Raw genomic sequence first — 12,859 nt, forward strand, 5'->3', positions numbered from 1 at the left:
GGATAACCAGTCCGTTGTGGATATCTCCACCACCCGCGCGAGTGGCTTCCCCCGAGCAGCACAACGAATGCGATCCGTCACTCACCGTAGCCAGACGAAGAAAAAGACCGGCCCCCCGCGGAAGCCGCGGGGGGCCGATCACATGCCGGGCGCGTCCGGACTCATGGCCTGAATATGCCCCCGGACATGCGACGACCCCCGCCGGGGGGGAGAGCGGGGGTCGTCCCCACGGTCCGACTCGGGGGGGGAGGAGCCAGACCGGGTTAGCACGGTCGCGAACGATCCGTGACTTCCATGGTGTACCCGAAGGCCTTCTCAGGCAAACCCACGCGCAGGAGCTTACGCCGAATGGTGGGTCCCTATGCTCATCCTCGTGGAAAACCACCTGCCGCCGCGCACCGCCGCGTTCTTCGATCTCGACAAGACGGTGATCGCCAAGTCGAGCACCTTGGCGTTCAGCAGGCCGTTCTACCAAGGCGGCCTCATCAACCGCCGCGCCGTGCTGCGGACCGCGTACGCCCAGTTCGTGTATCTGCTCGGCGGCGCCGACCACGACCAGATGGAGGGGATGCGAAAGTACCTCTCCGACATGTGCCGTGGCTGGAATGTGCAGCAGGTGCGGGAGATCGTGGCCGAGACCCTCCACGACCTCATCGACCCGATCATCTACGACGAGGCCGCCTCCCTCATCGAGGAGCACCACCTGGCCGGCCGCGACGTCGTCATCGTCAGCGCCTCGGGCGCCGAGGTCGTGGAGCCCATCGGCGGGATGCTCGGCGCCGACCACGTCATCGCCACCCGGATGGCGGTCCGGGACGGCTGCTACACCGGCCGGATCGAGCACTACGTCTACGGACCGGCCAAGGCGCGGGCCATCACCGAGCTCGCCGCCGTCGAGGGCTACGACCTCAAGCGCTCCTACGCCTACAGCGACTCGGTGACCGACGTCCCGATGCTCGAGTCGGTCGGCCACCCGTACGCGGTCAACCCCGACCGCGGGCTGCGCCGGGAGGCGGCGTCACGCGAATGGCCGGTGCTCACCTTCAGCCGTCCGGTCCGGCTGCACCAGCGCGTGCCCGCGCTGACGATGCCCTCGGGGCCCGTCCTCGCACTGGCCGCGGTCGGCGCGGCCGCCGCCACGGCGGGACTCGTCTGGTACGCGGCCCGCCGGCGCAGGCCCGCACTGTCCTGATACGCACCTGTGCGCGCCCTTCGGGGAGATCCTGCTGATCAGACCCCGTATGCAAAGAACTGCGGCGAGGGGTTCCAGTTCTCCCGAAGGTGCAGTAGAAAGGTTATACGGCCCGCGTGACCACGGACTTCCGCGAGGAACCCCGTCGAATCAGGCCCCACGGACCGAGCACGACAGCTGGGAACCCACGCGACGCAGACCCGCTGACCGGGCCGGCCGCACCAGGTGACGGGCAAAGCTCCCGACCTGATGGGCAAATATCGTGCACGCCTGGTAACCCGACGGTCGTGCCAGCGGCGGCACCCTGCGGTGCCGCCGCAACCTCGTGCGCGTGGACCTCGTACGCGTGGACCTCGTGGCCCGCGCCCCGGGCGGTCCCTACGCGGCGCCGCGCTGCAGGGCCTCGCAGACCGCCACGCTCTCCCGTACGCCCAGGCCCACGGCCTTCCCGCAGTGCGAGATCCAGGCCGCCATGCCCTCGGGCGTGCCGGAGACGTAGCCCCGCAGCGCCTTCAGGTACTCCGCGCGCCCGAGTTCGGCGTGCCCGACCTCGGCCGGGCAGATGGACTTGGGGTCCAGACCGCTCCCGACGAGGACGACGCGCTGCGCGGCCCGCGCCACGATGCCGTTGTACGAGCCGAACGGCCGCAGGCACAGCAGCTCTCCGTGCACGACCGCGGCGACGACCAGCGCCGGCGCCTCGCTGCCGGACAGCAGGAGGTCGGCGAGTCCGTCGAGCCGCGCGACGACCTCCGCGGGTTCGGGCAGCGGGAACTCGGCGACGTCCAGGAGCGGCTCCTCGACCTTCTCGCCGGCCTGCCGCGGCCGGCCGACCGTCTCGTCCGGTGAGGTGCCACCGGCCGCGACCAGGTGCAGCCTTGCCAGCGCCTGCAGCGGCGACTGCCGCCAGACGGAGAGCAACTGGCCGGACTCGGCGGTGAGCCGCAGCGCGGCGCCCACCGCGCGCGACTCGTCGTCGGAGGAGAAGTCGCTGCGCCTGCGCACCTCTTCCAGCGCCCAGTCGGCACCGGCGAGCGCCGCGGAACCGCGGGCGCCACGCAGCGCCGCCTCCGAGGACACCTCGTCGGAGCGGCGGCGCATCACCCGGTGGCCGTAGACCTGGTCCACGGCCTTCCGTACGGAGTCCACCGACTCGGCGACACCGGGGAGCGAACCGAGGACGGCGAGCGGATCAGCTGTCGTACCCATAGCCACGACCCTACGCACCCCCGGCGGCGCCCCGGTGGGCGAGTGGGCATCGTCACGCGGGCCGGCACCCCCGCGCCGTGCCGGACGGAGGGGCCGGACGGGACCCGGATCTCCACCGACGGGTGAACTCCCGCGGCGGAAACCGCGGGAGACACGTCCCGTCACTACGCTTAACGAACATGAAGATCGCTTTCGTCGGAAAGGGCGGCAGCGGCAAGACCACGCTGTCCTCCCTCTTCATCCGCCACCTGGCCGCCGCCCGCGTCCCCGTCGTCGCCGTCGACGCCGACATCAACCAGCACCTCGGCCCGGCGCTCGGCCTCGAGGAGGAGGAGGCCGCCGCCCTTCCGGCGATGGGCGCCCACCTCCCGGAGATCAAGGAGTACCTGCGCGGCGCCAACCCGCGGATCGCGTCCGCCGAGACGATGATCAAGACCACACCGCCCGGCGAGGGCTCGCGCCTGCTGCGGATCGGCGAGGACAACCCGGTCTACGCCGCCTGCGCCCGGCCCGTCGCCCTCGACGGCGGCGAGGCGCGGCTGATGGTCACCGGCCCCTTCGCCGAGTCCGACCTGGGGGTGGCCTGCTACCACTCGAAGGTCGGGGCGGTGGAGCTGTTCCTCAACCATCTGGTCGACGGCCGCGGCGAGTACGTCGTCGTCGACATGACGGCCGGCAGCGACTCCTTCGCCTCCGGCATGTTCACCCGCTTCGACATGACCTTCCTGGTCGCCGAGCCGACCCGGAAGGGCGTGGCGGTCTACCGCCAGTACAAGGAGTACGCCCGGGACTTCGGGGTCGCCCTGCACGTCGTCGGCAACAAGGTGCAGGGCCCGGACGACGTGGACTTCCTGCGCTCGCAGGTGGGCGACGACCTGCTGGTCACCGCCCGGCACTCGGACTGGGTCCGCGCCATGGAGAAGGGCCGCCCGCCGCGCTTCGGGGAGCTGGAGGAGTCCAACCGCGCCGCGTTGCGGTCGATGCGCGACGCGGTGGACGCCACGTACGAGCGGCGGGACTGGGAGCGCTACACCCGCCAGATGGTCCACTTCCACCTCAAGAACGCGGAGAGCTGGGGCAACGCGCGGACGGGCGCGGACCTCGCCTCCCAGGTCGATCCGGGCTTCGTCCTGGGCGAACGGTTCACCCTCACCGGGTAATCGTTCGCCCGTTCGGGCGAATCCTCATCCACGGGCCCTTTGTCTGCATTACTCTCCATTTACCGACTCTTGAGAGTAATCAAGCAATCACATTCCGTGACTTTCAAGGCCGAGAGCACCCGCCGCACCAGCCGTGACCACGACCGCGTACGCGCACCAGCCGGACGCAGCCGCGCCGCCCCGGAGGAGACGGGAACATGCAGCCCACGCCCGAACCACAGATGCAGCAGTCGCAGGTCCCACCGCAGGACCTGCCACCGCCACCGCCCCGCGCCGACGACGGGACCGCCGCCTGGCGGCACGATCTGTCGGCCTCGATCACCGTCTTCCTGATCGCCGTCCCGCTGTCGCTGGGCATCGCCCTGGCCACCGGCGCCCCGCTGCAGTCGGGGCTGATCGCCGCCGCGGTCGGCGGCATCGTCGCGGGACTGATGGGCGGTGCGCCGCTCCAGGTCAGCGGTGCCGCCACCAGCCTGGTGGTGGTCACCGCCGAACTCGTCCAGCGCTACGGCTGGCGCACGACGTGCGCCATCACGGTGCTGGCCGGGCTCGCCCAACTCGCCCTGGGCGCCCTGCGGGTGGCCCGGGCGGCACTCGCCGTCAGCCCGGCGATCGTGCACGGCATGCTGGCGGGCATCGGCGCCGCCATCGCGCTCGCCCAGTTCCATGTCGTGCTCGGCGCACACCCGGACAGCTCGGCGCTCACCAACCTGGCCGCCCTGCCGCAGCAGTTGTCGTCCCCGCATCCGGGTGCGCTGCTGATCGCGGCGGTGACGGTGACCGTGCTGGTCGGCTGGCCGCGCCTGCCCGGGCGGGCCGGCAAGGCGCTGCGCACGGTCCCCGCGCCGCTCGCCGCCATCGCAGCGGCGACCGCCGTCGGCGTGCCCATCGTGGTGCCGCGGGTCGACCTGCCCGCCTGGCACGCGGTGGCCCTCCCCGGGCTGCCGCACGGGCCGGTGCTCGGCATCGCCGCCGCCGTCCTGACCGTCACCCTGGTCGCGAGCATGGAGTCGCTGCTGTCGGCGGTGGCGATCGACAAGCTGCGCTCCGGGCGCGGGAAGCCCGGGGACACCGTCCCGGCCCGCCTCAACCGTGAGCTGCTCGGGCAGGGCGCGTCCAACGTCGTCTCGGGCCTGCTCGGCGGACTGCCGGTGGCCGGCGGCGCGATCCGCGGCTCGGCGAACGTGGCCGCGGGCGCACGGACGCGCCGGGCCACGGCGCTGCACGGGGTGTGGGTGCTGCTGTGCGCCGGGCTGCTGGCCGGGCTGCTGGAGCACATCCCGCTCGCCGCCCTCGCCGCCCTGGTCATGGTGGTCGGGCTGAAGATGCTGAGCTTCGCGCACATCAAGCACGTGCAGCGGCACCGGGAGTTCCCGGTCTACGCGGCGACGCTCGGCGCGGTGCTGCTGCTCGGCGTGCTGGAGGGGGTCCTGACCGGCATCGCCGTGGCCGTCTTCCTGTCGCTGCGCCGGCTGACGCACACCCGGATCACGGTGGCGGAGGAATCCGGCGTCCACCAGGTGCACGTACGCGGGCAGTTGACCTTCCTCGCGGTGCCGCGGCTGACCCGGGCACTGGCGGAGGTGCCGGACGGCGCCAGCGCCGTGATCACCCTGGACGGCTCCTTCATGGACCACGCGGCGTACGAGTCGCTGCAGCACTGGTGCGAGGGTCACCGGGCGCGTGGCGGCTGGGCGACCCTCACCGGCCGGTCGGGGACGCCGATCACGGTCCCGTCGAGCGCGCACGCCTGCCGCCCCTGGACGCCGTGGCGCAACCACCACTGCACCAAACCGGGTACGGAGGCGGGTGCCGCCGGGCAGCTGGTGGGCGGGCTCAGCGCCTTCCAGCGCAACACGGCGCCACTGGTCAGGGACGAGCTGGCGCGGCTCGCCCGCGAGGGGCAGCGGCCCACCCAGCTCTTCCTCACCTGCGCCGACTCGCGCCTGGTCACCAGCATGATCACCTCGAGCGGGCCCGGTGACCTGTTCACCGTACGCAACGTGGGCAACCTGATGCCGCCGCCCGGCGGCGACGCCTCCTGCGACTCGGTGGGCGCCGCCATCGAGTACGCGGTGGAGGTGCTGAAGGTCGGCAGCATCACCGTGTGCGGGCACTCCGGGTGCGGCGCCATGCAGGCGCTGCTGGGCGGGGCGGGCCACGAGCCGGGGGCGCAGACCCCGCTGGCCCGCTGGCTCCGGCACGGCCGCCCGAGCCTCGCCCGGATGGAGCGGACCGGCCGGCCCGGACGCGGCGAGGTCGCCCTCGCCGACCGCCCGGTGGCCGACGACCTCGAACGGCTCTGCCTCGTCAACGTGGTGCAGCAGCTGGACCACCTGATGGCCCATGCCTGCGTCGCCCGCCGGGTGGCGGAGGGATCGCTCCAGCTGCACGGCATGTACTTCCACGTCGCCGAGGCCCAGGCCTACGTCCTCGACGCCGGGACCGGCACGTTCGCCGCCGTACGGCCGGAGGTGCTCGACACCGTATGAGCGGGCCGCCCGCACCGGGCGGCCCGCGCGTCCCGGCCCGCCGCGCACCTGCCGGCGGGCCGGACCCGTGTGCGGGTGCTCCACCACGACAGGTCTAAACCAATTTTTGTCGCGAGCCCTTGTCATCCCGCCCCTCCGGCTGGTGAGCTATGGCCTGGGACACAAAAGGACACCCTGCGAAGGAGCACGGCGTGAGCAACGAGAGCCTGGCCAACCTTTTGAAGGAGGAGCGCCGGTTCGCTCCGCCCGCTGAGCTGGCGGCCGGTGCCAATGTGACCGCGGAGGCCTACCAGCAGGCCGGTGACGACCGACTGGGCTTCTGGGCGGCGCAGGCCCGCCGGCTGACCTGGGCGAAGGAGCCGACCGAGACCCTGGACTGGTCCAACCCGCCGTTCGCGAAGTGGTTCGCCGACGGCACCCTGAACGTCGCCTACAACTGCGTCGACCGGCACGTCGAGGCCGGCAACGGCGACCGGGTGGCGCTCCATTTCGAGGGCGAGCCCGGTGACGGCCGGGCCATCACCTACGCCGAGCTCAAGGACGAGGTGAGCCGCGCCGCGAACGCCCTGACCGAGCTGGGCGTGACGGCCGGCGACCGGGTCGCGATCTACATGCCCATGATCCCCGAGACCGTCGTGGCGATGCTGGCCTGCGCCCGCGTCGGCGCCGCGCACTCGGTGGTCTTCGGCGGCTTCTCGGCCGACGCGCTGGCCGCCCGCATCGCCGACGCCGACGCCAAGCTGGTCATCACCGCCGACGGCGGCTACCGCCGCGGCAAGCCGTCCGCGCTGAAGCCCGCCGTGGACGACGCGGTCGCCCGCTCCGCCGACGTGGGGAAGGTGCTCGTCGTGCGCCGCACCGGCCAGGAGGTCGCCTGGACCGAGGGCCGCGACGTGTGGTGGCACGAGATCGTCGAGCGGCAGTCCGCGGAGCACACCCCGGAGGCCTTCGAGGCCGAGCACCCGCTCTTCATCCTCTACACCTCCGGCACCACCGGTAAGCCCAAGGGCATCCTGCACACCTCGGGCGGCTACCTGACGCAGGCCGCCTACACCCACCACGCGGTCTTCGACCTGAAGCCGCAGACCGACGTCTACTGGTGCACCGCCGACGTCGGCTGGGTCACCGGCCACTCGTACATCGTCTACGGCCCGCTGGCCAACGGCGCCACCCAGGTGCTGTACGAGGGCACCCCGGACACCCCGCACCAGGGCCGCTTCTGGGAGATCGTCCAGAAGTACGGGGTCACGATCCTCTACACCGCCCCCACGGCGATCCGCACCTTCATGAAGTGGGGCGACGACATCCCCGCCAAGTTCGACCTGTCCTCGCTGCGCGTCCTGGGCAGCGTCGGCGAACCGATCAACCCCGAGGCGTGGATCTGGTACCGCGAACACATCGGCGGCGGCCGCTGCCCGATCGTGGACACCTGGTGGCAGACCGAGACCGGCGCCATGATGATCTCCCCGCTGCCCGGCGTGACGGAGACCAAGCCCGGCTCCGCGCAGCGTGCGCTGCCCGGCATCTCCGCCACCGTCGTGGACGACGAGGCCAACGAGGTGCCCAACGGCTCCGGCGGCTACCTCGTCCTCACCGAGCCGTGGCCGTCGATGCTCCGCACCATCTGGGGAGACGACCAGCGCTACCTCGACACCTACTGGTCCCGCTTCGAGGGCCGCTACTTCGCCGGCGACGGCGCCAAGAAGGACGAGGACGGCGACATCTGGCTGCTCGGCCGGGTCGACGACGTCATGCTCGTCTCGGGCCACAACATCTCGACCACCGAGGTCGAGTCGGCCCTCGTCTCGCACCCGAAGGTCGCCGAGGCGGCCGTGGTCGGCGCCACCGACGCCACCACCGGCCAGGCCATCGTCGCCTTCGTGATCCTGCGCGGCACCGCCGCGGCGGAGGACGGCGACGAGCTGATCGCCGAGCTGCGCGACCACGTCGCCAAGACGCTCGGCCCGATCGCCAAGCCGAAGCGGATCCTGACGGTGGCCGAGCTGCCGAAGACCCGTTCCGGCAAGATCATGCGGCGTCTGCTGCGCGACGTCGCCGAGAACCGGGAGCTGGGGGACGTCACCACCCTGACGGACTCCACGGTCATGGACCTCATCCAGACGAAGCTCCCGAGCGCCGCGAGCGAGGACTGACCGGTCCCCGTCACCGCACCGAAGAGGCCCCTCCGGGGGCCTCTTCGCCGTTCCCCGGGGGTGCGGGGCCCCTGCGACGCCCGGCGATTGTCCGTAATGTGAAAAACGCCGGAGGCCCCGGCGCCGACCCGATAAGCTGCCGGGCGCGTAAGAAACGCGACAGTGGATCGGGGCGTGCCGGGAAGTCTGGTCGGCAAGGTGATCAGCCATGCCGAGCCCGACCGGAGGTCCACCCCCCGTGACCGCGACCAACCGCCGCCGTTCGGTCTTCCTGGGCCGGATGTCCCTCCCCGAACGGAAGTACGTCGCCGACGCGCTGCGGACGGAGACCGTGGGCGGCGTGATCCTGCTGCTGGCCGCCGTCGTCGCGCTGGTCTGGGCGAACACCCCGCTGAGCGCCTCGTACCGGTCCACCGTCGCCTTCAGCTTCGGGCCCGGGGCGCTGCACCTGGACCTGTCGGTGGGGCACTGGGCCGCGGACGGACTGCTGACGGTCTTCTTCTTCGTCGCCGGCATCGAACTCAAACGGGAACTGGTCACGGGCGAACTGCGCCGTCCGTCGGCGGCGGCGCTCCCCGTCGTCGCCGCGATCTGCGGCATGGCCGTGCCCGCGGTCGTGTACGCGGTGGTCAACGCCACGGGTGGCGGCTCCCTGCAGGGCTGGGCGGTGCCGATGGCGACCGACATCGCGTTCGCCCTGGCGGTGCTGGCGGTGCTCGGCACCGCGCTGCCGTCCGCACTGCGCGCGTTCCTGCTGACGCTGGCGGTCGTCGACGACCTCTTCGCGATCCTGGTCATCGCGGTCTTCTTCACCTCGGGCATCAACCTCGTCGCGCTGGCCCTGGCCCTCGCCGGGCTCGTGCTGTTCCGGGTGCTGCTGCGCTGCGAGGTGCGCGGTTGGTACGTGTACGTGCCGCTCGCCCTGGTCAACTGGGCGCTGATGCACGCCAGCGGGGTGCACGCCACGATCGCGGGTGTCGCGATGGGCCTGATGCTGCGCTGCCACCGGCGCGAGGGCGAGGAGCAGTCCCCAGGAGAGCGGATCGAGCACCTCGTGCGGCCGCTCTCGGCCGGGATCGCGGTGCCGCTCTTCGCGCTCTTCTCCGCCGGGGTGCCGATCGCCGGCGGCACGCTCGCCGAGGTGTTCGGCCGCCCCGAGACGCTGGGCGTGGTGCTGGGACTGGTCGTCGGCAAGGCGGTCGGGGTGTTCGGCGGCACATGGCTGGCGGCGCGCTTCACCCGCGCGGAGCTCAACCCCGACCTGGCCTGGGCCGACGTCCTGGCCGTCGCCACGCTCGCCGGGATCGGCTTCACGGTCTCCCTGCTCATCGGCGAGCTGGCCTTCGAGGGCGACCAGGTGCTGACCGAGGAGGTCAAGGCGGCCGTCCTGATCGGCTCGTTCACCTCGGCGGTGCTCGCCGCGGTGCTGCTCAAGCTCCGCAACGACAAGTACCGCCGCATCTGCCAGGACGAGGAGCGCGACGAGGACCGGGACGGCGTACCGGACGTCTACGAGTGGGCGGACCCCGAGTTCCACCTGCGCATGGCCGCGATCCACGAGGCGAAGGCCGCCGAGCACCGCAGGCTCGCGGAAGTGGCGCGCTCCGGGGACACCGGCGAGGATGAGTCCGGCATGATCAGGGGGTAACCCGAATGCCCCGTATGACGACTGACGCACCATGACGACGACGGAGGACCCGATGAGCCCAGCGGACGAGCCCGTGAACGTGGGGGTGACCGTGAGCCCGAACGGAAGCCGCAGCCTCGGCCATCTCTTCGCCTCGGCGACGGCGGACCTGTCCGAACTGGTCCACGAGGAGATCGCCCTCGCCAAGGCCGAGCTGCGGCAGGACATGAAGCGCGCCGGCATCGGCGGCGGCGCGGTGGGCGCCGCCGGCATCCTGGCCCTCTTCTCGCTGCCGGTGCTCAGCTTCGCGGCGGCGTACGGCATCCACAACCTGGGGCTCGGCCTCGCCTGGTCGTTCCTCATCGTCGGCGCGGCGTACCTGGTGCTGGCCGGTCTGCTGGGCCTGATGGCGCGCTCGAAGTTCAAGAAGATCAAGAAGCCGGAGCGCAGCATCGCCTCGGCGAAGGAGACCGCGGCGGTGCTGCAGGGCGTCAAGCCGCACCCCCGGAGCGCCCCCTCCGGCACGACGGAGGCCACGGTGGAGGCCAAGGTGTGACACGCTCGGGGCATGACGGTCGCTGATAGGTCCCCGGTGGTGCGCATCGACGGGCCCTGGACCCACCGGGACGTCGCCGCGAACGGTGCCCGCTTCCACATCGCCGAGCTCGGCGACGGCCCCCTGGTGCTGCTGCTGCACGGCTTCCCGCAGTTCTGGTGGACCTGGCGGCACCAGCTGACCGCGCTGGCCGACGCGGGCTTCCGCGCGGTCGCGATGGACCTGCGCGGGGTGGGCGGCAGCGACCGCACACCGCGCGGCTACGACCCCGCGAACCTGGCGCTCGACGTCACCGGCGTGATCCGCTCGCTCGGCGAGCCGGACGCCGCGCTGGTCGGGCACGACCTCGGCGGATACCTGGCCTGGACGGCGGCCGCGATGCGGCCCAAGCTCGTCCGGCGGCTCGCGGTGTGCTCCATGCCGCACCCGCGGCGCTGGCGCTCGGCGATGCTGACGGACCTGCGGCACAGCGCGGCCGGCGGCTACGTGTGGGGGTTCCAGCGCCCGTTCGTCCCGGAGCGGCAGCTGGTCGCGGACGACGCGGCGCTGGTGGGACGGCTGCTGCGGGACTGGTCGGGGCCCCGGTTGCCGGAGGACGGGACGGTCGACGCCTACCGCCGGGCGATGCTCATCCCGTCGACGGCGCACTGCTCGATCGAGCCGTACCGCTGGATGGTGCGCTCGCTGGCCCGGGTGGACGGCTTCCAGTTCAACCGCCGCATGAAGCGTCCGGTGCGGGTGCCCACGCTGCACCTGCACGGCTCGCTCGACCCGGCGATGCGGTCCCGGCACGCCGCGGGCAGCGGGGAGTACGTGGAGGCGCCGTACCGCTGGCGGCTCTTCGACGGGCTGGGGCACTTCCCCCACGAGGAGGATCCGGCGGTGTTCTCGGCCGAGCTGGTCAACTGGCTCAAGGACCCGGAACCGGACCGTTAATCCAGTATGACGATCGGCCAAATGCCGGGCGCATAGGCCAACTGATGGAGCGCCAGGCGGTTACCGACCATGGACCCCGGGCAGACAGCTCGGTATGGGCTGGACGCACGACTACCGTGACGTGTCACGCGACCGCCGCGCCAACGGAGCGCGGGTCACCACCGGGACGCAGGCCCCGGACCATCGGTCCGGAGGCTCCCGCCTCGGCATTCCCCACATCCTCAGGCGCCGCGCCCGCTGGGTGGGCGCCCGGCTGAGGCATACCCGCAGCGACTGACCGCCCGGCCCCTCGCCGACCGGCCCGCTCCCCCGGAGGCCCTACAGGGCACAGCCCTGGGTGTCGACCTGCCGGTTCGCCGTACGCCCGGCCTGGACGTCCGGCTGGACCTCGTCGGCCGTCAGGGCGTAGCCGGTGTCCGCGTCGTCGAGGGACTTGGCGAACACCACGCCGTAGACCCGCCCCTCGGGGGTGAGCAGCGGTCCGCCGGAGTTGCCCTGGCGGACGAGCGTGTACAGCGAGTAGACGTCGCGCTCGACGGTGCCCCGGTGGTAGATGTCCGGGCCCGAGGCGGGGATGCGGCCGCGTACCCGGGCGGCACGCACGTCGAAGCCGCCGTTCTCCGGGAAGCCGGCGACGATGGCGTCGTCCCGTGACCCGGCGTCGGTGGTGCTGAAGGACAACGCGGGCGCGTCCAGGGACGGTACGTCGATGACGGCGATGTCGCGCTGCCAGTCGTAGAGCACGACCTTGCCGTCGTACACCCGGCCCTCGCCGCCGATCTGCACGGTCGGGTTGTCGACGCCGCCGACGACGTGGGCGTTGGTCATCACCCGGTGGGGCGCGAAGACGAAGCCGGTGCCCTCCAGCACCTTGCCGCAGCTCGGTGCGGTGCCGACGACCTTGACGATGCTGCGCCGCGCACGGCCGACGACCGCGCTCTCGGCGAGCGCCGGGTCGGGAGCGGGGACGGCGGTGATCGGCTCGTTGCCGAACGGCGAGAAGACCTGCGGCAGTCCGTTCTGCGCGAGCACCGAACTGAAGTCGGCGAACCAGTTGTTGGCCTCGCGCGGCACGACCTGCGCCACCCCCAGCAGCACCCGGGAGGAGCGGACCTCACGGCCGAGGCTGGGCAGCGTGGTCGTCGTGGCGAGCGCGGAGCCGATGAGCCAGGCGACCAACAGCATCGCCAGGACGTTCACCAGGGCGCCGCCGATGGCGTCGATCGCCCGCGCCGGTGACCAGCTGACGTGCGTACGGACCTTGTTGCCGAGGTGCGTGGTGAAGGCCTGGCCCACCGACGCGCACACGATGATCAGGACCACCGCCGCGACGACCGCCACCGTGCCGGGCTGCGCGTTGTCGGTGACCGCGTTCCAGATCGCGGGCAGCACGTAGACCGCGACGAGACCACCGCCGAGGAATCCGACCACCGACATCACGCCGACGATGAATCCCTGGCGGTAGCCCACGACCGCGAACCACACGGCGGCCAGCAGCAGCACGATGTCCAGCACATTCACCGGGACACCGTCT

The 12,859-nt window shown here is 72.1% G+C and carries 10 protein-coding genes; 8 read left to right on the top strand and 2 right to left on the bottom strand.

The features are described 5' to 3' along the window. Nucleotides 1–361 precede the first annotated feature (361 nt). On the top strand, nucleotides 362–1,192 hold the full coding sequence (locus tag OG937_21675; GenBank protein WUD74114.1) for an HAD-IB family hydrolase: 831 nt from the start codon (nucleotides 362–364) through the stop codon (nucleotides 1,190–1,192). A 378-nt stretch (nucleotides 1,193–1,570) separates the two neighbouring features. Here the strand turns inward: OG937_21675 and OG937_21680 are convergent, their stop codons facing one another. Further along, on the bottom strand, nucleotides 1,571–2,401 hold the full coding sequence (locus OG937_21680) for a Fic family protein (protein WUD74115.1): 831 nt from the start codon (nucleotides 2,399–2,401) through the stop codon (nucleotides 1,571–1,573). Nucleotides 2,402–2,580: 179 nt separating this feature from the next. Between OG937_21680 and OG937_21685 the strand changes: the two genes are divergently transcribed. The 7 genes from OG937_21685 (at nucleotide 2,581) to OG937_21715 (ending at nucleotide 11,602) form a co-directional block, all read left to right on the top strand. Continuing rightward, nucleotides 2,581–3,561 (top strand): ATP-binding protein, encoded by a 981-nt coding sequence (locus OG937_21685; GenBank protein ID WUD74116.1) that lies wholly within the window; start codon nucleotides 2,581–2,583, stop codon nucleotides 3,559–3,561. Nucleotides 3,562–3,758: 197 nt separating this feature from the next. Next, a complete protein-coding gene (locus OG937_21690) occupies nucleotides 3,759–6,053 on the top strand; it encodes a SulP family inorganic anion transporter (GenBank protein WUD74117.1) in 2,295 nt (764 codons plus the stop codon). A 149-nt stretch (nucleotides 6,054–6,202) separates the two neighbouring features. Continuing rightward, nucleotides 6,203–8,206 carry an acetate--CoA ligase gene (acs, locus tag OG937_21695; GenBank protein WUD74118.1) on the top strand — a complete coding sequence of 668 codons (2,004 nt, stop codon included), beginning with the start codon at nucleotides 6,203–6,205 and terminating at the stop codon, nucleotides 8,204–8,206. 280 nt (nucleotides 8,207–8,486) lie between these two features. Then, on the top strand, nucleotides 8,487–9,854 hold the full coding sequence (gene nhaA, locus OG937_21700; protein WUD78837.1) for a Na+/H+ antiporter NhaA: 1,368 nt from the start codon (nucleotides 8,487–8,489) through the stop codon (nucleotides 9,852–9,854). A gap of 52 nt (nucleotides 9,855–9,906) precedes the next feature. Beyond that, nucleotides 9,907–10,389 carry a phage holin family protein gene (locus OG937_21705; GenBank protein WUD74119.1) on the top strand — a complete coding sequence of 161 codons (483 nt, stop codon included), beginning with the start codon at nucleotides 9,907–9,909 and terminating at the stop codon, nucleotides 10,387–10,389. A 12-nt stretch (nucleotides 10,390–10,401) separates the two neighbouring features. Then, the gene (locus OG937_21710) at nucleotides 10,402–11,325 is read left to right on the top strand and encodes an alpha/beta hydrolase (protein ID WUD74120.1); all 924 of its coding nucleotides are present in this window, start codon (nucleotides 10,402–10,404) and stop codon (nucleotides 11,323–11,325) included. Between the two features lie 94 nt (nucleotides 11,326–11,419). Continuing rightward, complete coding sequence (locus tag OG937_21715; GenBank protein ID WUD74121.1) at nucleotides 11,420–11,602, top strand: hypothetical protein; 183 nt, start codon at nucleotides 11,420–11,422, stop codon at nucleotides 11,600–11,602. 41 nt (nucleotides 11,603–11,643) lie between these two features. On the opposite strand, the gene OG937_21720 is transcribed toward OG937_21715, so the two are convergent. Continuing rightward, on the bottom strand, nucleotides 11,644–12,846 hold the full coding sequence (locus OG937_21720; GenBank protein ID WUD74122.1) for a MarP family serine protease: 1,203 nt from the start codon (nucleotides 12,844–12,846) through the stop codon (nucleotides 11,644–11,646). Nucleotides 12,847–12,859 lie beyond the last annotated feature (13 nt).

This window comes from Streptomyces sp. NBC_00510 (assembly GCA_036013505.1).
In the GTDB taxonomy this organism is placed as follows: Bacteria; Actinomycetota; Actinomycetes; order Streptomycetales; family Streptomycetaceae; genus Actinacidiphila.

Coding starts and splice junctions, on each gene's coding strand:
- OG937_21710 (WUD74120.1), top strand. CDS start 10,402: ATGACGGTCGCTGATAGGTCCCCGGTGGTGCGCATCGACGGGCCCTGG.
- OG937_21690 (WUD74117.1), top strand. CDS start 3,759: ATGCAGCCCACGCCCGAACCACAGATGCAGCAGTCGCAGGTCCCACCG.
- OG937_21705 (WUD74119.1), top strand. CDS start 9,907: ATGAGCCCAGCGGACGAGCCCGTGAACGTGGGGGTGACCGTGAGCCCG.
- OG937_21715 (WUD74121.1), top strand. CDS start 11,420: ATGGGCTGGACGCACGACTACCGTGACGTGTCACGCGACCGCCGCGCC.
- OG937_21680 (WUD74115.1), bottom strand. CDS start 2,401: ATGGGTACGACAGCTGATCCGCTCGCCGTCCTCGGTTCGCTCCCCGGT.
- OG937_21685 (WUD74116.1), top strand. CDS start 2,581: ATGAAGATCGCTTTCGTCGGAAAGGGCGGCAGCGGCAAGACCACGCTG.
- acs (WUD74118.1), top strand. CDS start 6,203: ATGGCCTGGGACACAAAAGGACACCCTGCGAAGGAGCACGGCGTGAGC.
- OG937_21675 (WUD74114.1), top strand. CDS start 362: ATGCTCATCCTCGTGGAAAACCACCTGCCGCCGCGCACCGCCGCGTTC.
- nhaA (WUD78837.1), top strand. CDS start 8,487: ATGTCCCTCCCCGAACGGAAGTACGTCGCCGACGCGCTGCGGACGGAG.